General features: G+C 73.3%; 13 protein-coding genes. 8 read left to right on the top strand and 5 right to left on the bottom strand.

Annotated features, from left to right (window positions below):
- Nucleotides 1-41 precede the first annotated feature (41 nt).
- Nucleotides 42-980, bottom strand: coding sequence for an SDR family oxidoreductase (locus LV78_RS15310; protein WP_253845941.1), 939 nt, complete (start codon nucleotides 978-980; stop codon nucleotides 42-44).
- Nucleotides 981-1,171: 191 nt separating this feature from the next.
- Between LV78_RS15310 and LV78_RS15315 the strand changes: the two genes are divergently transcribed.
- Nucleotides 1,172-2,008 (top strand): helix-turn-helix transcriptional regulator, encoded by an 837-nt coding sequence (locus LV78_RS15315; RefSeq protein WP_253845963.1) that lies wholly within the window; start codon nucleotides 1,172-1,174, stop codon nucleotides 2,006-2,008.
- A gap of 192 nt (nucleotides 2,009-2,200) precedes the next feature.
- Entirely contained in the window at nucleotides 2,201-2,512 is a 312-nt protein-coding gene (locus LV78_RS15320) for a hypothetical protein (protein WP_253845942.1), read from the top strand.
- Between the two features lie 295 nt (nucleotides 2,513-2,807).
- Here the strand turns inward: LV78_RS15320 and LV78_RS15325 are convergent, their stop codons facing one another.
- On the bottom strand, nucleotides 2,808-3,656 hold the full coding sequence (locus tag LV78_RS15325; RefSeq protein WP_253845943.1) for an alpha/beta fold hydrolase: 849 nt from the start codon (nucleotides 3,654-3,656) through the stop codon (nucleotides 2,808-2,810).
- 97 nt (nucleotides 3,657-3,753) lie between these two features.
- Here LV78_RS15325 and LV78_RS15330 point away from each other — a divergent pair, with 97 nt between their 5' ends.
- The 4 genes from LV78_RS15330 to katG all read left to right on the top strand — a co-directional run bounded on the left by LV78_RS15330 (nucleotide 3,754) and on the right by katG (nucleotide 8,933).
- A complete protein-coding gene (locus LV78_RS15330) occupies nucleotides 3,754-4,230 on the top strand; it encodes a MarR family winged helix-turn-helix transcriptional regulator (protein ID WP_253845944.1) in 477 nt (158 codons plus the stop codon).
- Between the two features lie 108 nt (nucleotides 4,231-4,338).
- The gene (locus tag LV78_RS15335; protein WP_253845945.1) at nucleotides 4,339-5,955 is read left to right on the top strand and encodes a methyl-accepting chemotaxis protein; all 1,617 of its coding nucleotides are present in this window, start codon (nucleotides 4,339-4,341) and stop codon (nucleotides 5,953-5,955) included.
- Between the two features lie 248 nt (nucleotides 5,956-6,203).
- Nucleotides 6,204-6,629, top strand: coding sequence for a Fur family transcriptional regulator (locus tag LV78_RS15340; RefSeq protein WP_253845946.1), 426 nt, complete (start codon nucleotides 6,204-6,206; stop codon nucleotides 6,627-6,629).
- Between the two features lie 75 nt (nucleotides 6,630-6,704).
- Nucleotides 6,705-8,933: a catalase/peroxidase HPI gene (gene katG / locus LV78_RS15345; RefSeq protein WP_253845947.1), complete on the top strand. Its 2,229-nt coding sequence runs from the start codon at nucleotides 6,705-6,707 to the stop codon at nucleotides 8,931-8,933.
- 117 nt (nucleotides 8,934-9,050) lie between these two features.
- On the opposite strand, the gene LV78_RS15350 is transcribed toward katG, so the two are convergent.
- The 3 genes from LV78_RS15350 to LV78_RS15360 form a co-directional block, all read right to left on the bottom strand.
- Entirely contained in the window at nucleotides 9,051-12,245 is a 3,195-nt protein-coding gene (locus tag LV78_RS15350) for a S8 family serine peptidase (RefSeq protein ID WP_253845948.1), read from the bottom strand.
- Nucleotides 12,246-12,498: 253 nt separating this feature from the next.
- The gene (locus tag LV78_RS15355) at nucleotides 12,499-15,654 is read right to left on the bottom strand and encodes a S8 family serine peptidase (RefSeq protein ID WP_253845949.1); all 3,156 of its coding nucleotides are present in this window, start codon (nucleotides 15,652-15,654) and stop codon (nucleotides 12,499-12,501) included.
- Between the two features lie 691 nt (nucleotides 15,655-16,345).
- The gene (locus LV78_RS15360; RefSeq protein ID WP_253845950.1) at nucleotides 16,346-18,385 is read right to left on the bottom strand and encodes an SdrD B-like domain-containing protein; all 2,040 of its coding nucleotides are present in this window, start codon (nucleotides 18,383-18,385) and stop codon (nucleotides 16,346-16,348) included.
- A gap of 206 nt (nucleotides 18,386-18,591) precedes the next feature.
- On the opposite strand from LV78_RS15360, the gene LV78_RS15365 reads away from it, so the two are divergent.
- The gene (locus tag LV78_RS15365) at nucleotides 18,592-18,744 is read left to right on the top strand and encodes a hypothetical protein (RefSeq protein WP_253845951.1); all 153 of its coding nucleotides are present in this window, start codon (nucleotides 18,592-18,594) and stop codon (nucleotides 18,742-18,744) included.
- 156 nt (nucleotides 18,745-18,900) lie between these two features.
- Nucleotides 18,901-19,790: pectinesterase family protein (locus tag LV78_RS15370; RefSeq protein WP_253845952.1), on the top strand; the 890-nt coding region annotated here is incomplete at its 3' end.

Genomic DNA, 19,790 nt, shown 5'->3' on the forward strand with positions numbered 1-19,790 from the left:
GGTCGCTCGCGCCTCGGGGCCCCGGCCCCACCGCGCGTCCGTCACACCCGCGCGAAGCTCACCCCGGTCAGCTCCTCCGACACCTCCCACAGCCGCCGGGCCTCGTCGTCCTTGTCGCGCAGCCGCGAGTACAGCTCCTGCTCGGCGGGCGGGCCGCCGAGCCGTCCCGGTCCGCTCGGGCCGTAGAACGGGGCCGGGTCCGGGGTGGTCGCGGCCAGGAGGGCGGGCAGGCCCGCCGTGTCCGGGGTGCCGACGAGCAGGCCGGTCGACGCCAGCAGGTGGATCAGGCGCCTGCCCGCCGTGTCGCCGGACCTGCCGAGTTCGGGACGGGCCGCGAGCAGGCTGGTCGGGGCGATGCCGGGGTGGGACAGGGTACTCGTGACGCCCCAGCCGCCCTCGCGGCTGCGCCTGGCCAGTTCCAGGCCGAACAGGCCTGCGGCGATCTTGGACTGGCTGTAGGCGCGCCTGCCGCTGTACGAGCGCTCCCAGTTCAGGTCGGTCCAGTTGATCGCGCCCTGGTTCGCCGCGACGCTCAGCTGCGTGGTCACCCGCGCCCGCCCCGCCCTGAGCAGCGGCATGAGGTGGGCGACCAGGGCGAAGTGGCCGAGGTGGTTGGTGCCGAACTGGAGCTCGAAGCCGTCCGCGGTGCTCTGGCGCTCGGGTGGGGTCATCACGCCCGCGTTGTTGACCAGGAGGTGGATCGGGGCGCCCTCGGTGCGCAGCGCCTCGCCGAGGGCGGCGACGGAGTCCAGGGAGGACAGGTCGAGCGGGCGCAGCGAGGCGGTGGCGCCGGGGGTGCGCCTGCGGATCTCGGCGAGCGCGGCCTCGCCCTTGCGCGGGTTGCGGACGGGCAGCAGCACCTCGGCGCCCGCCGCCGCGAGCCTGGCGGCGATGCCGAGGCCGACGCCGTCGCTGGCGCCGGTGACGACGGCGCGCCGTCCGGTGAGGTCGGGGAGGGTGAGGTCGATGGCGTTCGGCACTGGGCTCAACTCCTGGTCGTGGTGGAACGTGCTGCGCCTCCGAGGTTCGGCCTGTTCACGGGTGTGGGCAACGGCGCGGTGAGCCTCGGATCGGCGGTCCCCCGGTGGGAGAGGGGGATCGCCGATCCGTGGCTCGGCGGTGGGCTGGGCGGTAAGAACGGGTGACGGTGAGGCTGAGGGGGTTGCGCGTGGTGATCGACCGGGTCGGGTTGGCCGAGTTCCTGCGGCGGCGCAGGGAGTCGCTCCAGCCCGAGGACGTCGGGCTCCCGCGCGGGCGGCGGCGCAGGACCAGCGGGTTGCGGCGGGAGGAGGTGGCGATGTTGTGCCACATGTCCACCGACTACTACTCGCGGTTGGAGCGCGAGCGCGGACCTCAGCCGTCCGAGCAGATGCTGGCCTCGATCGCGCAAGGGCTGCACCTGTCGCTCGCCGAGCGCGACCACCTGTTCCGACTGGCGGGCCACCACCCACCCGCCCGTGGGGCGACCGGGGAGCACATCAGTCCGGGGATGCTGCGGGTGTTCGACCGGTTGGGCGACACCCCGGCGGAGATCGTCACCGAACTGGGCGAGACGCTGCGACAGACCCCGATGGGTGTCGCTCTGACCGGTGATACGACCCGGTACACCGGTCCGGCGCGCTCGCTGGGGTACCGGTGGTTCACCGATCCGGGGTACCGGACGTTGTACGCGCCGGAGGACCACCACTACCTGTCACGGGTGTACGTGGCGGGTTCGCGGGAGGTGGCGACGTTGCGCGGCCCGGATTCGAAGGCGGCGCGGCTGGTGGGGCTGCTGCTGGAGCGCAGCGCGGAGTTCCGGGAGCTGTGGGAGGCGCACGAGGTGGGCCTGAAGCCGGACGGCGGCAAGCGCTTCGAGCACCCCGAGCTGGGCAGGCTGGAGCTGGAGTGCCAGACCCTGGTGGACCCGGTGCAGTCGCACCTGCTGCTGGTGTACACGGCGGTGCCGGGGAGCGAGACGCACGAGAAGCTGGGGCTGCTGGCGGCGGTGGGGCCGCCAGTGGGGTGACGCGCTCCCGGCAAGGGATCAGCGACCCACCGCGCAGACGATCGATTTCAAGCAGTGATTCACGCCACCTCAAATGAAAGCACGACCGGAAGGGCGGGATTGCGACTTTCAGGATTGCGCGCGGTCACGGAAAACCGCCCCACACAAGGATCTTTTCTGTGACCCCACATCAGTTAAGGGCAAGTGGCACGAATGAGCCAGAAAAAGCTTCCCGCGTGGAACGCGCTATACAAAAAAGCAGAGTCCACTGCGAATCAAGTAAAAAACGAGGCAGAAAAACTGAACATCCCCCTCGCCGTATCCATAGAACCTTCTTCCGAGCCTTCAGGTTTCACCTCGTGGAGTTGGTTCATGACTTTCAAGTCAAGCGAAGTCGAGGTTGAAGTCATAGCTTCCCCAAGCCTGGAAAGCTTCATGATAGAGGACGGCTACGGAAGGTTCGAACTAGAAGCAGATGCAGACGAATTCAATCAGATAATGATAAAGCGCCTAAACGACAGGTAAATCCTGTCCACAGCCCGCAGAACAGTGGTGCAAATTTCAAGCCTCTTGCTCTGCAACAGGAAGAAGTTCAAGGCGAAAATCGAGTCCGCCCGGTCCTTTCGCGTGCACACGGTCTACGAGGGGTCCGCTGAACCGCGCTCGGCGGACCCGAAGAAGGGGGCCGCGCGCTTCAAGGAGATCACACCGGGACAGCACCGACTGAGGTTCGTGTCGTCGAACACCAAGGCGTGGGGGGAGTTCGAGCCGTCCGGGAAGTCGGCGGGCGCGGCGCGCCCGCACGACAGGCCGGCGGGCGTCAACCGCCCCGCCCACCGCCGGTGAACCCCAGCACCACCTCCGCCAGCCGCTCCGGCGCCTCCAGCGCCACCCAGTGCCCCACCCCGTCCAGCCGCACGTCCACGACGTCCCCCACCGCCCGCGTCATGGTGTCCGCCGTGAACCCGCCGGTCCCGGCCCCGACCGCGAGCACCGGCGCCCGCACCCCCGGCTCCAGGGCCAGCGCCCGCAGCTCCTCCCCCTCCCGCAGCGCCGCCCGGTACAGCCCGGCCGCCCCCGACCACCCGCCGGGCCGGGCGTACGTGCGCGCGAACTCGGCCAGGTCCGCCTCGCCCACCGCACCCGGAGCCGCCGCCATCCCGTCGAACGCGTACCGCAGGAACTCCCGCTCCCGCCCGCGCAGCAGCAGCTCCGGCACCCCCTCCGCCGCCACCGCTCCGATGTGCCAGGCCCCTCCGCGCGCCACATCGGTCAGCAGCTCGAACCCGAACCCGGCCAGCGCGGTCTCGACCGCGATCACCCCGAGCACGTCCTCCGGGCGCCGCGCCGCCAGCCGGAACACCGCCCCGCCGCCCAAGTCCTGCCCGAGCACGTGCACCGGCCCCACCCCCAGGCGCCCGATCAGCGCGTGCAGGTCCTCCGCCGCGACCGCCGCGTCGAAGTCCGGCCCCGCGACGGCCGAGTCGCCGAACCCGCGCAGGTCGACCGCGAACACCCGACGCCGGGCGGCGAGCAGCGGGATGAGGCGGTGGAACGCCCACCAGGTCTCCGGGAACCCGTGCACCAGCAGGATCGGCGCGCCGCTGTCGCCCGCCGACACGTAGTGCAGCGTCGTGCCGTTGACCTGCGCGTTGTGGTGAGTGATCACCGCAGAACCCCCAAATAGACAGTCAAGTTGTCGATTGCGGCGCAACGATAGACACCCAGACTGTCTTTTGTCCAGGCCGGTGCCGTACGCTCCCGCCATGCCACGCTCCGGCGCAGACCTGGCCCTGGCCCTGCTGGGCGGTTTCCGCACGCTCACCGACGCCGCGATCGCCGAACTGGCCCGGCGCGGCTACGACGACGTGCGCCCGGTCCACGACTTCGCCATGCGCGCGATCGCGGCGGGCGCGGAGAGCGCCTCGGAGCTGGGCAGGCGGCTGTCCGTGACCAAGCAGTCGGCCGCCCGCACGATCGCCGTCCTCCAGGAGCGCGGCTGGGTGACCACCGAGGCCGACCCGCGCGACGCCCGCCGCAAGCGCCTGCGCGTGACGCCGCCGGGGGTCGAGGTGCTCACCCAGGGCGAGGCGGTGTTCGACGAGCTGCGGGCGCGCTGGGCCGAGCAGCTCGGCGAGGCGGAGCTGGAGCGGTTCGAGGCCCAGCTGGAGGCCCTGGTGGGCGTCCTGCCGATCCGGTTCGACACGCCGGGCTGGATCAGCCGGGACCTCGGCGACCTCTGACCCCCACCCGAGCGGGTCCACCGACGTCCTCAGGTCCGCCCGGCCCGTGCCGTCTGCACCGGGTGCACGACGCCCGCCACCGGAGCCAGACGACGTCAGAGGTCAGCCATGCTCGCGACACTGCGCAAACTCACGATCGGCACCCGCCTGGTCTCGGTCATGGCCGTCCTGATGGTCCTCCTGGTGGCCACGATCGTCCTCGGCGTGGTCGCCCTGTCGAACCAGCAGCGGGCGCTGGCCGTCGTCGACACCGACCAGGACACCACCAGGGTCGCCCAGCAGGTGAAGTTCCGCTCCGCCGACTTCAACGGCTGGCAGACCGCCTACGCGTTCGACGTGGCGCTCAACGGCGCGAGCGCGGGCTCGGACACCTCGGCCGCGCGCGCCGCCTTCCTCACCTCGTCGCAGGACTTCGCGACCGAGCTGGACGCCCTCGGCGCGGCCGGGCTGACCGAGGCCGAGCACCGGCACTACGAGGCCACCGTCGCGGACTTCGCCGAGTTCATGAAGCTCGACCAGCAGGTGGTCGCGAACTACCGGCTGGGCACCCCCGAGTCCGCCGCCGCCGCCGACAAGCTGGTGCTGGTCGACGAGATCGCCATCTTCGAGCGCATCACCAAGGACATCGACCAGATCGTGGCGTCCGTCCTCGCGCGCAGCGACGAGGCCGTCGCCCAGGCGAACGCCACGGCCGACGGCGCCACCACCCTGCTGATCGTCAGCGGTGTCGCCGCGCTGCTGCTGGGCGCCGCCCTCGCCGCGCTCCTGGTCCGCTCGATCACCCACCCGCTGAACGCCCTGCGCGACGACCTCGTCGGCGTCGCGGACACCCTCGACCTGACGAAGGGCGCGGACGCGGCGGGCCGCGACGAGATCGCGCTGGCCGCCGAGGGCTTCAACCGGCTGCTGGAGCGGGTGCGCGGCCTGGTCCGCGAGGTCACCGCCACCTCGCAGGACGTGGCGGGCGCGGCCGAGGAGCTGAGCGCGGTGAGCGTGCAGCTGGAGCACGGCGCCCGGTCGACGAGCGACCGCGCGGGCACGGTCAGCACCAGCGCCGGGGAGGTGTCGGCGATCGTCACCACGATGGCCGCCGCCGCCGAGGAGATGAACGCCGCCGTCGCGGAGATCTCCAGCAGCGCCACCAGGGCGACCCGGATCGCGGACGACGGCGTGCGCACCGCCGCCGAGGCCGACGCGACCATGACGCGCCTGGGCGAGTCGTCGGCGGAGGTCGGCTCGGTGGTGAAGCTGATCAACGACATCGCCCAGCAGACCAACCTCCTCGCCCTCAACGCCACCATCGAGGCCGCCAGGGCGGGCGCCGCGGGCCGGGGCTTCGCGGTCGTCGCGGGCGAGGTGAAGGAGCTGGCGCTCCAGACGTCGACGGCCACCGAGGAGATCGCCAGGCAGATCGAGGCGATCCGGGTGGGCAGCACCGAGGCGGTCGCCGCCATCTCGAAGATCCAGAACGTCGTCTCCGACATCAGCGCCACCCAGCTCACCATCGCCTCGGCCATCGAGGAGCAGACCGCGACCACGGGCGAGCTGAGCCGCAACGTCGCCGAGACCGCCGACGGCGCGAACTCCATCGCGCGCTCCATCGCGACCGTGGCCCAGGCGGCGGGCGAGACCAGCGCGGGCGCCACCACCACCCGCGACACCGCCGACTCGCTGTCCCGGTCCTCCGCGGAGCTCCAGCGGCTGATCTCGGGCTTCACCGTCTGAGCGCGCCCCCTCGCCGCGCGGCGACCCGCACCCCCGAAGTCCCACGACCGCCCGGCGGTCGTGGGACTTCGGCGTCCGCGCGCTCCCGAACCGACGACTCCCATCACCCGTCCGGGGGCGATCCGCCGTTCCGCCCTGTCCACGCGCCCGGAAGCCCGACATGCTCCGGACGGGGGCGGGGCACCACGACGAACAGCGGAAACAGTCCAATACTTGATTAGTTCCACTTTATCCGCCACACTCCCCCCGTGCCCACGTCCACCGAGTTCCAGCAGCTGCTCCGCGACGCCTCGCTGCGGGTCACCGCGCCGAGGGTCGCCGTGCTGTCGGCGGTGCACGCGAACCCCCACGCCGACACCGACTCGATCATCGGCGTGGTCAGGGGCGCGCTCGGGGCCGTGTCGCACCAGGCCGTCTACGACGTGCTGCGCGCGCTCACCACCGCCGGTCTGCTGCGCCGCATCGAGCCGCCCGGCTCGGTCGCGCGGTACGAGGCCCGCGTGGGCGACAACCACCACCACGTGGTGTGCCGGACCTGCGGCGCCATAGCCGACGTGGACTGCGCGGTGGGCCAGGCGCCCTGCCTCACCGCCTCGAACTCCCACGGCTTCGTGATCGACGAGGCCGAGGTGGTCTACCGGGGCCTGTGCCCCGACTGCGCCTCCACGCGCTGAACACCACCACCACACCGCACGAACACCGGACCACCCCGCGTCCGACCGCTGTTCCCGTTCCCGGAAGGATCTCCCGTGTCCGACAGCCCCAACGCCGTCGTCGGTGACATGAACGTCGAGGAGGCGGGCGGCTGCCCCGTCGCCCACGGCCGCTTCTCGCACCCGACCGAGGGCGGGAGCAACCGCGACTGGTGGCCCAACCAGCTCAACCTCGCCATCCTGCGCAAGCACTCCCCCGTGGCCGACCCCATGGGCGGCGACTTCGACTACGCGGCCGAGTTCGCCACGCTCGACCTGGACGCGCTGGCCGCCGACGTGGACGCCCTGCTGACCACCTCGCAGGACTGGTGGCCCGCCGACTTCGGCCACTACGGCCCGCTGATGATCCGCATGGCCTGGCACAGCGCGGGCACCTACCGCACCCACGACGGCCGCGGTGGCGCGGGCGCCGGGATGCAGCGGTTCGCGCCGCTGAACAGCTGGCCGGACAACGGGAACCTGGACAAGGCGCGCCGCCTGCTGTGGCCGGTCAAGCGCAAGTACGGCCGCAAGATCTCCTGGGCCGACCTGATGATCTTCGCGGGCAACCGCGCGCTGGAGACCATGGGCTTCAAGACCTTCGGCTTCGCCGGTGGCCGCGCGGACGTGTGGGAGCCTGACCAGGACGTGTACTGGGGCCCCGAGCGCACCTGGCTCGGCGACGAGCGCTACACCGGCGACCGCGAGCTGGAGAACCCGCTCGCCGCCGTGCAGATGGGCCTGATCTACGTCAACCCCGAGGGCCCCAACGGGAACCCGGACCCGGTGGCCTCGGCCCGCGACATCCGCGAGACGTTCGGCCGGATGGCCATGAACGACGAGGAGACCGTCGCCCTCATCGCGGGCGGCCACACCTTCGGCAAGACCCACGGCGCGGCCGACCCGAACGTGCACGTCGGCCCCGAGCCCGAGGGCGCCTCGCTGGAGGAGCAGGGCCTCGGCTGGAAGAACACCTTCGGCTCCGGTCGCGGTCGCGACACGATCACCAGCGGCCTGGAGGTCACCTGGACCCCCACGCCGACCCGCTGGAGCAACTGGTTCTTCCACAACCTCTTCACCTACGAGTGGGAGGTCACCAAGAGCCCGGCGGGCGCCTGGCAGTGGAAGCCGAAGAACAACGCCGCGCAGGGCACCGTGCCGGACCCGGAGTCCGGTGAGCTCAACCGCGCGCCGTCCATGCTCACCTCGGACATCGCGCTGCGCGAGGACCCGGAGTACGGCAAGATCTCGCGCCGCTTCTACGAGAACCCGGCCGAGTTCGCCGACGCGTTCGCCCGCGCCTGGTTCAAGCTGACCCACCGCGACATGGGCCCGATCCAGCGCTACCTCGGCCCGCTGGTGCCGCAGGAGGAGCTGCTCTGGCAGGACCGCCTGCCGGTGGTCGAGCACGAGCTGGTCGACGCCGACGACGTGGCCGAGCTCAAGCGCCGCGTCCTCGACTCCGGCCTGTCGATCTCGCAGCTGGTGTCGGCGGCGTGGGCGTCGGCCTCGACGTTCCGCGCCAGCGACAAGCGCGGCGGCGCGAACGGCGCCCGCGTGCGCCTCGAGCCGCAGCGCGGCTGGGAGGCCAACGACCCCGAGTCGCTGGCGAAGGTGCTGCAGAAGCTGGAGGAGGTCAAGGAGGCCTTCGACTCGGCGCAGACCGGCGGCAAGAAGGTCTCGCTGGCCGACCTGGTCGTGCTGGGCGGTTCGGCCGCCGTCGAGCAGGCCGCCAAGGACGCGGGCCTCGACCTGCACGTGCCGGTGACCGTGGGCCGCTCGGACGCCTCGCAGGAGCAGACCGACGTCGAGTCGTTCTCCGCGATGGAGCCGACCGCCGACGGGTTCCGCAACTACCTGCGCCCCGGCCACAAGCTGCCCGCCGAGTACCTGCTGCTGGACCGGGCGAACCTGCTGGACCTGAGCGCGCCGGAGATGACCGTGCTGGTCGGCGGCCTGCGCGTGCTGGGCGCCAACCAGGGCCAGTCGGAGCTGGGCGTGCTGACCACCGCGCCGCAGACCCTCACGAACGACTTCTTCGTGAACCTGCTGGACATGGCGGTCGAGTGGAAGCCCGCCGGTGACGGCACGTACGCCGCCCACGACCGCGCCACCGGCGAGGTCAGGTGGACCGGCAGCCGCGTGGACCTGCTGTTCGGCTCGAACTCGGAGCTGCGCGCGGTCGCCGAGGTGTACGCGAGCGACGACGCGAAGGAGAAGTTCGCCCGCGACTTCGCCGCCGCGTGGTCCAAGGTCATGGACCTGGACCGGTACGACCTGGTCTGATCCCCGCGATCGGACGCGGCCCCCGGCGGAGCTTCCGCCGGGGGCCGCTGCGGGAGCGGGCCCCGGCGCACGGCTGCGCCGGGACCCGCTCCCCCTCCTCGTCGCGCTTCAGCGGTGTCAGCGCAACGCGTAGGCCCGGATGACGGTCTGCTCCACCGAGTTCCCGGACGAGTCCGAAGTGGACGCCCGCAGCGACGCGTGCGTCGCCCCCGGCGGGCTGACCGTGGTCGCCGACCACTTGCCGTTCCGCCCCGTCACCGGGGCCGCCCGCCAGGTCTTCCCGTCGTCGTACGAGACCTCCACGCTCGGCCTGCGCACGTCAGGCGCCTCCGCGCTCCCGTTGCGCTGCACGGAGAACGGGATCGTCACCCGGCCGCGCGCCGCCCGGTTGCGCTCGTCCAGGTCGGGGGCGAACCGGACCGCCAGCAGCGGCAGCGCGGTCGCCTCCTGCGCGGTCCCGGAGCGGAAGCCCCAGCGCGCGCTCACCGCGGTGGACACGTCGTAGCCGTCGCTGACCGCGTCGGCGGTCAGCACGTAGTCACCGGTCTCGGCGGGCACGAGCGCCACGAGCTGCTGCGCCGTCGGGGCCTCCGCCACCGGCTGACCGCCCCGGCTGAGCACGATCTTCCCGGTGACGCCGTTGCGACCGCCGTAGTGGCCGGGCTCCCGGTCGGTGAACAGGTCGGGGTAGTAGATCACCGTGTCGCCGATGCGCCCGGCGCTGAACGCGGGCGCCTCCGGCAGCAGGGGGAACCCCGGTCCGAGCACGCCCCGGTACCACCCCTCGCGCGTCACCTCGCCCTTGCGCAGCACCTTCGGCACGGGCCTGCCCTGGAAGGCCTTGACGACCGGCGCGTCCGGGGACTCCAGCACGAGGCTGTGCTGGGTCCACTCGACGTCCGGCGTGTAGTAGAGCCGGGTCGTGCTCGGCGCGGGCACCACCGCGTTCTCGGGGTAGACCACCCAGGACTCGTCCGCCACCGAGGCGGCGGTGGCGTCGACCCGGCCGAGGTCGCGGTCGCGCACCCGCCTGAACCTCCCGGCGTCGGCGGGGATGCCGCCGTCGTTGTCCCAGCGCAGCCGGTACTGGTACGGGGTGCCCGTGAAGCCGCCTTCGCCGTCCGACCGGGCCAGCGTCGCGTACAGGCTGGTCTCGGCGTCCTCGTCGCGGGTCAGCGACGGGGCCAGCAGCAGCGCCTCGGCGCTCCCGGCGGACCCGCCCGCCGTGACCGAGCTGTCGCCGAAGGGGATGGACGTCGACGCCATGACGAACCCGATCTCCGCGCCGCGCGCGTCGACCTCCGCCTTCAGCGGCACGCCGCGCCGGGCGTCCAGCTCCAGGCTCGCCGGGCCGCCGACCTCGAAGGCGGGTTCGACGAACAGCGTCGTGCGCTCGCCGGTGCTCACCTGGCCCTGCACGGCGTAGGAGCCCTTGGGCACCCGGACGGTGACCCGGCCCGACGCGTCGACCTTGCTGTAGCGGTCGCCGGTCTCCAGGTTGAACAGCGCGTACCCGTAGTCGGACGCGGGCGCGCCCGCGTGGTCGGTGGCGGTGACGGCGACGTCGTAGCTCTCCGGCTCGCGGGTGACGCCGATCGGGACGCGCACCGCGTCACCGGCGAGCAGCACGCCGCTGTAGGAGCCGAGCGGCGCGCCGGGCGGCAGGGTGGTGGTGACGGTCGCCTCGGCCGTGCCGCCCGCCGGGACGGTGATCGAGGACGGGGACACCGCGACCGCGCCGGGGAGCTCGGCGCCGGAGGGGTCGCGCAGCACGGCGGTCAGCGGCAGGGTCTGCGGCTGGTCGCCGGTGTTGCGGTAGGCGACGGTGCGCGGCGCGGGCTGCTCGCCGTCGTCGTGCGGCCAGCGCAGGGTGCCCAGGTCCAGCACGGCGGGAGCGGCCTGCACCGGGATCGTGGTGGCGCGGGCCAGGTCGACGCGGCCCGCGCCCTGCTCGTAGACGGTCGCGCCCTTCGGGTCGACGGCGGTGCCCATGAGCGCGGCTTTCAGCTGCGGCGCCTGCCAGTCCGGGTGCTGCTGGACGAGGACGGCGGCGGCGCCCGCGACGTGCGGGGTGGCCATCGAGGTGCCGGACAGGGCGACGTGCGCGTCGTCCACCGGGGTGCCGATCCCGCCGTTCTTCGCCTTGGCGGCGACGATGTCCACGCCCGGCGCGGTGATCTCCGGCTTGATCGCGTTGTCGCCCGTCCTGGGGCCGCGCGAGGAGAACGGGGCGAGGACGTCGTCCCGGTCGACCGCGCCCACGGTCAGCGCGGAGGCCGCGCTGCCGGGGCTGCCGACCGTGCCCGGCGCGCCCGAGTTGCCCGCCGCGACCACGAACAGCGCGCCGGTCTCGGCGGTGAGCCGGTCGACGGCGAGAGACATGGGGTCGGTGCCGTCGGTGGCGGGGCCGCCCAGGCTCATGCTGACCACGTCGGCGCGGGCAGCGCCCCACTCCATGCCCGCGATGATCCAGGAGTCGTAGCCGCCGCCGGTGTCGTCGAGCACCTTGCCGTTGAGCACCTCGGCGTCCGGCGCGACGCCCCGGTACCTGCCCGCGCCGGTGACGGTGGCGGCGACGTGCGTGCCGTGGCCGAAGTTGTCGTCCGCGTCGGCGGTGTCGGTGAAGTTGGCCGACTCGACGACCGCGCCCGCCAGGTCGGCGTGGGTGGCGTCGACGCCGGTGTCCAGGACGGCGACCTTGGCGCCCGCGCCGGTCAGGCCCGCCGCCCAGGCGGCCGGTGCGCCGATCTGCGCGGTGCTGCGGTCGAGGGCGGTGGAGACCTTGCCGTCCAACCAGATCCGGCCGCCCGCGCGCTCGGCGCCCGCCGCGAGCACCGGGCGGGACTTGGGCGCCTTGAGGGCGTAGCCGTCGACGCTGGGCAGGTCGCGGACCCCCTCGCCCGCCACGCGGGCGGTGTCGGCGGCGCCGGTGACGATCAGCGGCAGGTGGTCGGAGCGCGCGTCGTCGTACCCGGCCGCGATCAGGCCGGTGACGTCGAACAGCCGGGGGTCGAGCCTGCCCGACGCGACGTCCGCCGCCACGTCGGCGGGGACCACGCGCAGCACACCGGGTTCGGTGGAGCGCTGGAAGGCGATCCCGTCCCGGCCGGGACCGGGGTCGATCTCGACGTCGTCGCCCCGGACGGTGACGGTGTCACCGGTCAGCAGGGTGACGGCGCCGCGCACGCCGGGTCCGGCCGCGTCCGGCCGGTCGGGTCCGGCGCCGGGCGCCGCCGTGGCGGTGGTGGCGGTGAGCGCCGCCGCCGCGACCACCGCCACCACCCCCGTGGAGACCTGTTTGCGGAGAGGCATCGATCCTCCTCGTTCGCGCGGCGGCCCTCAGGTCGGGCAGCCGTCGGGAATGGCACTCCCCCGGCGGGGCGTGAGGTTGCCCGCCGTGAACGAACTGCTCCGCGTGCGGCGGAACCGGGGGTCCCGGTGGCAGGGGCGGTGGGCCGCCGGGCCGCACCCCCCTTGCTCCACCGGCGATTCCCGGCGACCGGGAAAGGCGACGTGCCCCGGTGGACGGCGCCACCGGGGCACGTGCCGTCACGCTCCAGCGGTGTCAGCGCAACGCGTACGCCCGGATGATCGTCTGCTCCACCGAGTTCCCCGAAGAGTCCGAAGTGGACGCCCGCAGCGACGCGAACGACGCCCCCGGCGGGCTGACCGCGGTCGCCGACCACTTGCCGTCGCGCCCGCTCACCGGGGCCGCCCGCCAGGTCTTCCCGTCGTCGTACGAGACCTCCACGCTCGGCCTGCGCACGTCAGGCGCCTCCGCGCTCCCGTTGCGCTGCACGGAGAACGGGATCGTCACCCGGCCGCGCGCCGCCCGGTTGCGCTCGTCCAGGTCGGGGGCGTAGCGGACGGCCAGCAGCGGCAGCGGTTCCTCGGCCTCGGTGCGCGCCGAGCGGAAGCCCCACTTCGCGCTCACCGCCGTGGACACCTCGAACCCGGCGCCGCCGGTCACGTCGGTGCTCAGCTCGTAGCGACCGGGGTCGGCGGGCAGGTTCACCAGCAGGTAGCCCTCCAGCAGCTCGTCCAGCAGCACCTCGCCGTCCCTGGTGAGCACGACCCGCTCGGTCGTGTCGTTCCGGCCGCCCCGGTGGTCGGCGCCCTGGTCGGTGAACAGGGGAGGCCAGTAGAACAGCTCGTCGCCCCAGCGGGAGACGTGCTGCGGGGCGCCCTCGGCCACCTCCGGGAACGCCGGGCCGAGCACGCCCCGGAACCAGGACTCGCGCAGCACCTGTCCCTTGCGGTAGACCACGTCCTTCGTGCGGCTCTGGTAGGCGGCGGTCACCTCGCCCGCCTGGACGTGCTTCCACTGCCGCCAGGGCACGTCCGGGCTGTAGTGCAGCCGGATCGAGTGCGGCGCGGCCAGACTGGCCCGGAAGTCGTGCCACACCAGGTTCCCGCTGCCCACGGCGGCAGCGGTGGTGTCCACGCGGGCCAGGTCCCGCTTGCGGACGTCGCGGCGCAGGTCGGCGGGGAAACCGCCCTCGGCGATCCACTTCAGCCCGTACTGGTACGGGGTCCCGGTGAACCCGGCGGGCGGGACCAGCGTCTCCTCCAGGGTCGTCTCGGCCGCCGCCGAGGTGGTCCTCGACGGCGCGAGCAGCACGTTCTCCGGGTCCGAGCCGTACGCGCCCACGCGGTGCGGCCCGCCGGGGACGCCGGGGAGCTCGACGGTGGTGCTCGCGGAGACGTCGACCACGACCGCGCCCGGCTCGTCCAACCGCACCCGCAGCGGCTTCCCGAGCCGGGCGTCCAGCTCCAGCACCGAGGAGGGGTCGATCCTCAGGGCGGGTTCGACGAAGGTGGTGACGCGCTCCCCCGTGGTGACCTCCGCGCTCAGCAGGTAGTCGCCGACGGGCACCCGGACGGTGGTCGAGCCGGACGGGTCGAACGAGCTGTAGCGGACGCCGGTCTCGACGTCGACCAGCTCGTACTCGTACCGCGCGGTGGGCGAACCGGTGTGGTCCAGCACCCGGACCGGCAGCTCGCGGGTCTCCCCCTCGCGGACGACGCCGATCGGGACGCGCGTGCCGTCACCGGCGAGCAGCACCCCGCCGTACGCGCCGGGCGGCGCGCCGTCGGGCAGGGTCGTGGTGACGACGAACTCGGCGGAGCCGCCCGGCGGGACGGTCGCCGACGGCGGGGACACCACGACCGCGCCGGGGAGCTCGGCGCCGGAGGGGTCGCGCAGGACGGCGGTCGGCGCGACCTCCTCCGACTGGTCCCCGGTGTTGCGGTAGGCGACGGTGCGCGGCGCGGGCTGCTCGCCGTCGTCGTGCGGCCAGCGCTGGACGCCCAGGCTCAGCGACGGCGGGTCGGCCAGCAGGGGCGATCCGGTGGTGGCGCGGGCCAGGTCGACGCGGCCCGCGCCCTGCTCGTAGACCGTCGCGCCCTTCGGGTCGACGGCGGTGCCCATCAGCGCGGCTTTCAGCTGCGGCGCCCGCCAGTCCGGGTGCTGCTGGGCCAGGACGGCGGCGGCGCCCGCGACGTGCGGGGCCGCCATCGACGTGCCGGACATCGGGACGTGCCCGTCCGGCGCGCCCGCCCGCGCCGCCACGACGCCCACGCCGGGCGCGGTGACGTCCGGCTTGAGCACGTGCTCGCCGACGTTGGGGCCGCGCGAGGAGAACGGGGCGAGGACGTCGTCCCGGTCGACCGCGCCCACGGTCAGCGCGGAGGCGGCGCTGCCGGGGCTGAGGACCGTGGCGGGGCTCGGACCCGAGTTGCCCGCCGCGACCACGAACAGCGCGCCGGTCTCGGCGGTGAGCCGGTCGAGCGCGAGCGCCATCGGGTCGTCCTCGGTGGCCAGGCCGCCCAGGCTCATGTTGATCACGTCGGCGCGGGAGGCGGCCCACTCCATCCCGGCGATGATCGCGGAGTGGGAGCCGCCGCCGCTGTCGTCGAGCACCTTGCCGTTGAGGAGGCGCGAGTCCGGCGCGACGCCCTGGTAGCGGCCGGAACCGGTGATGGTGGCGGCGACGTGCGTGCCGTGGCCCATCCGGTCGGTCGCGTCGGGGCTGTCGCTGAAGTTCGCGGACTCCACGACCGCGCCCGCCAGGTCGGGGTGGGTGGCGTCGACGCCGGTGTCCAGGACCGCGACCCGGACGCCCGCGCCGGTGAGGCCTGCGGCCCAGGCGGTGGGGGCGCCGATCTGGGCGGCGCTGCGGTCCAGGGTGGCGGAGACGCGGCCGTCCAACCAGATCCGGCCCGGCGCGCGCTCGGCGGCGCCTAGGAGGGGGCGGGACTTAGCGGCCTTGAGCGCGTAGCCGTCGACGCTGGGCAGGTCACGGACGTCCGAGCCCTGCGGCCTCGCGGCCTCGGGGCCGCCGGTGTCGGTGACGATCAGCGGGAGGTGGTCGGAGCGCGCGTCGTCGTAGCCTGCGGCGATCAGGCCGGTGACGTCGAACAGGGCGCGGTCGAGCCTGCCGGAGCCGAGGTCGGCCACGACGTCGGAGGGGATGACGTGGCTGCCGGAGCGGTGGAACACGATCTTCTCGCGACCGGCGCCGGGGGTGATGCGGAGGTCGTCGCCCGCGACGGTGACGGTGTCGCCGGTCAGCAGGGTCACGGCGCCGTGCGGGACGGGGCGGGACGGGGTCGTCGGGGCGCCACCGGGTGCGGCGGGCGCGGGAGGACCGGTCACGGTGAGCACTGCCGCCGCGAGCACCGCCACCGCCCCGGCGGAGAGCACTTTCCGGAGAGGCATGTGTCCTCCTCGCTCACGCGGAGGCCCTGAGACGAGCCGCCGTCGCGGAAAGCACACCGCTGGGCGGCCCTGAGGTTGCGCGGCGTGAACGAACTGCTCCGGATGAAGCGGAACGTGCTCTGCGACGACCGGGCGCGGTGGTCCGCAGGGCCGCAGGCCGCTTGCTCCACCCGTGACCGGCCACTGGCGCCTGCCCGCCACGATCGCGACGATGGCCGCGCGGACCGCTCCCCGGTACGCGGCCCCGACGCGGGTCTTCGGGCGCGGGGAGGGCCCTGGACGCGGGACGGGTCACGGACGCAGCACACGCCCCTGAGCACGGCACGCCTCCTCCGAACGCAGCACGAGCCCCCCGGATGCGGCACAGCCACCAGACGCAGCACGGCCTCCCGGACACGACATGCGATCTCGGACGCGGCACAGCCCCGGATACGACATGCGGCCCCGGACACGACACGCGGTCCCGAACACGGCACAGCCCCGGATACGACATGCGGCCCCGAACGCGGCGCGGGCGCCGCACCCGGTTCAGGTGCGGCGCCCGCGCGGTGGCAAGTCGTCCGTGGTCGGTCGCCCGTGCCAGTCGTCCGTGGCCGGTCATCCGTGGCCAGTCGCCCGTGGCCGGTCATCCGTGGCCGGTCACCCGTGGCCAGTCACCCGTGTTCAGTCGCCCGTGGCAGGTCACCCGTGGTCAGTCGGTTCGGCGCGCGGCGCGGTGGCGGCCTCCGGTGGCGGGCTTGCGGGTGGTCACCAGCAGGCCGGCGCCCAGGACCATCAGGACCAGGCTCGTCAGCAGGAGCGCGTGCGCCGGGCGGCCCGTGGTGGCCAGGGCGGCCGTGGTGGGCTGCTGGGTGGGCATCAGCTCGGTCACCGTGCCGGGCACCGGGCTCGTCGTGGTCGGGGTGGCCAGGACCGGGGTCGTGCCGTCGTTGTCCGGGTTGTCGTCCGGGGTGCCGTCGTACAGGGCGACCGCCACCGTGGTGGCCTGCGGCAGGACCGGGGCCGTCGCGGTCGTGACCACGGTCAGCGGCTCGAACGAGGCCCCCGGCTGGACCACGGCCGGGTTCGCGCAGGTCAGCTGCTGGCCGTTCGCCTGGCAGGTCCAGCCCGCCTGGGCCAGCAGCGCCCTGCGCAGGTTCCGGCCGGTCCCGGTCTCCGGGCGCAGGCCGTCCGGCAGGGTGATCGTCACCCGCGAGCCCTCCACCGGCGCGGTTCCCCGGTTGACGACCACGGTGGTGAAGGTGACCTTGTCGCCCACGGCGGGCTTCGGGTTGTCCACGGCGAACTGCACGCCCAGGTCGGTGCGGGGCGGGGCCGTGGTGGTGGGTGTGGCGGGGGCGGTCGTGGTCGGCGGCGTGGTCGTGGTGGGCGGAGTGGTCGTGGTGGGTGCGGTCGTCGAGGTCGTCGGGGCGGTGGTGGTCACGCCCGTGGTCGTCGTCGGACCGGTCGTCGTGGTCGGCGGACCGGTGGTGGTCGTGGTCGGGGCCGTGGTCGTCGTGGTCGTCGTGGTCGGCACCGTTGTCGTGGTCGGCGGCACCGTGGTCGTGGTGGTCGGCGGCGTGGTCGTGGTGGTCGTCGTCGGGGCCGTCGTGGTCGTGGTCGGCGGGGTCTCGCCCTGCGCCAGCTCGTAGAACCCCGCGTCCAGCGTCATGTCCTGCGTGATCCCGCTGTTCTCGACCTTGATCTCCACCGGCGACGAGTACCCGTCCGCGTCGACGTGCGACCCGACCGTGGCGGACTTGTCGCGCTGGGTGAACACCGTTCCGGCGGGCTTCTCCACCCGGATGAAGTACGTCCCCTCGTCCAGCCCGACGAAGTAGTACTCGCCGTTCGCGTCCGTCAGCTGGCTGTCGACCACCCCGCCCGGCTCCCGGTGCAGCTCGACGGCGATGCCCGGCACCCCCTCCTCCCCGACGCCCTGCAGCCCGTCGCGGTCGGCGTCGAGCCACACGAAGTTGCCCAGCGCGCCCTTGACCATCGAGAAGTCCACGTGCCTGCCCTGCCCGGACGCCAGGGTGAACGGCACCGAGGTGGGCGAGGCCGCGCCGTACCCGGCGGGCAGCGTGGCGCGCACGACGTAGTCACCCGGCAGCACGGCGTCGAAGCTGTAGTCGCCGGTCGTGGAGGTCGTCGTGGTCGCCACCGGGGTCTCGTCGGACTTCACGAGCGTGACGGTCACGTCCTCCAGCCACTCGTGCTCGTCGTCCTCGATCGTCCCGTTGGCGTTGTTGTCCACCCACGCGGTGCCGGTGACGGCCCCGATCCTCATGCCGAACGAGTACCCGGTGGCCGCCGCGCCGCTGTCCACCCGGATGCCGCTGATCTGGTTCGGCGCGCTCCGCGACCCGCCCGCCGCGCCCGCCGCCGACTTGCCGTCCGCGTACCCGGCGGGACGGGCGACGGTGACCGAGTACAGGCCCGCCTCAAGGCCGCTGAAGGTGAACTCGCCGGTCGCGGACGTGGTCGTGGTCGCGGACGCCGCGCAGTCGGGCTGCTCGCCCACCGGGCAGTTGTCGCGCCTGCCGGTCAGCCGGACGGGCACGTCGGCCAGCGCGGTCTCACCGCCCTGCCGGACGCCGTCGTCGTTGGCGTCCACGTAGGCCTGGCCGGTGATCGAACCGGTGCCGACCGCGCGCAGCACGCCGGGCACGTCCCACCACAGGACGCCGAGCACCAGCAGCGCGATCGCTCCGACCACCGCGAAGCGGTGCGCACCCCGTGCAGCGGGCATGGGTCAACTCCGGTTCGACTCGGGTACCCCTACGTGGAGCAATGTCCACCGGTAGGCGGGAGGTCGCCGCGCCGATCGGCGAAGTAGACCGGTCCGAGCGACGGATCGCGCCGCAAACCCCCGCTCCACCGGGTGACCCCCGGCCGGGGGGAGGTGTCAGCGGTGGGTGGTTGTATAGGGGTGAGATCGAACTCGGGAGGTGGGCGGTGGCCTCGAAGCGCAGGAGCGGCGGGTGCGCGCTGTACGCGGCGCTGCTGGTGGCTCTGATCATCCTGGTCCCGCCGGTGCGGGACTTCGCGCGCGACCTGCTCGCGTCGCTGCTGGACGGGTTCGCGGAGGACAACCCCTTCCGGAACTGACCCGTTCGACCGCAGGGCCGACTCCGTTCGGCGCAATTCGCGCGGAATCCGTTATGACCGCGCGCTCGCCGGTGTCTGTGTGGTCGCCGCTCCCGCCCCTGCGCGGGCGCGGCGGGCGACGACGCCTGCGAGAGGACGAGTGTGCGCGAATCGAATGTGAGCGTTAACAAGAGAGGGCGCGGGAGGCTGGCCACCGCGCTGTCGGCCGCCGCCGTGGTCCTGATGGCGGGGGCGGCGGTGGTCGCCACGACCACTGCGGCGTCCGCGGCCACCCCTGCGGCCGGGACCACCTACACCGTTGCCGTGAAGAACAGCGGCAAGTGCCTGGACGTCCTGGACGGCAACACCGCCAACGGCGCGCTGGTCGCGCAGTGGGACTGCTGGAACGGCGCCATGCAGCAGTGGACGCTGCGGGACGCCGGGTCGGGCACCTTCAGCATGGTCAACGTGGCCACCGGCAAGTGCCTGGACATCCCCTACGGGACCACCGAGTACTTCGTGCAGGCCCAGCAGTGGAGCTGCTCCGGCGACACCATGCAGCGGTGGCGGTTCACCGCCTCCGGGTCCGGGACGTACCAGCTGATCAACGTGGCCAGCGGGTTGTGCCTGTCGAACAAGGACGCCGGGCAGGGTCTCGGCGTGCCGGTCGTGCAGGAGGGGTGCACGGCCAACTCGAACAAGCAGTGGCTGTTCACCCCTGCCGCGTCGGCGGAGAAGCCGACGGTGGCGGCGGATGGTTCGGGGACGTATCGGAAGGTGCAGGACGCGGTGAACGCGGCGCCGGCGAACAGCTCGGCGCGGACGGTGATCACGGTGAAGGCGGGGACCTATCGCGAGGTGGTGACCGTTCCGGCGAACAAGCCGAACATCACGTTGCGGGGGTTGGGGTCGGGGCCGTCGGGCACGGTGATCGTCTACAACAACAGCGCGTACACGCACGGGACGTCGAACAGCGCGTCGTTCTTCGCGCGGGGTGCGGGTTTCGTGGCGGAGAACCTGACGATCTCGAACGATCTGGACGAGTCGAGCGTGCCGTCGGGGGCGCA

The sequence above is a fragment of the Actinosynnema pretiosum genome (assembly GCF_024171695.1).
GTDB classification, from domain to species: Bacteria; Actinomycetota; Actinomycetes; order Mycobacteriales; family Pseudonocardiaceae; genus Actinosynnema; species Actinosynnema pretiosum.

What these genes read in the sequence shown, in the direction of transcription:
- LV78_RS15320 (WP_253845942.1), top strand. Translation starts at nt 2,201, where the DNA reads ATGAGCCAGAAAAAGCTTCCCGCGTGGAACGCGCTATACAAAAAAGCA.
- LV78_RS15330 (WP_253845944.1), top strand. Translation starts at nt 3,754, where the DNA reads ATGCCACGCTCCGGCGCAGACCTGGCCCTGGCCCTGCTGGGCGGTTTC.
- LV78_RS15335 (WP_253845945.1), top strand. Translation starts at nt 4,339, where the DNA reads ATGCTCGCGACACTGCGCAAACTCACGATCGGCACCCGCCTGGTCTCG.
- LV78_RS15350 (WP_253845948.1), bottom strand. Translation starts at nt 12,245, where the DNA reads ATGCCTCTCCGCAAACAGGTCTCCACGGGGGTGGTGGCGGTGGTCGCG.
- LV78_RS15355 (WP_253845949.1), bottom strand. Translation starts at nt 15,654, where the DNA reads ATGCCTCTCCGGAAAGTGCTCTCCGCCGGGGCGGTGGCGGTGCTCGCG.
- LV78_RS15360 (WP_253845950.1), bottom strand. Translation starts at nt 18,385, where the DNA reads ATGCCCGCTGCACGGGGTGCGCACCGCTTCGCGGTGGTCGGAGCGATC.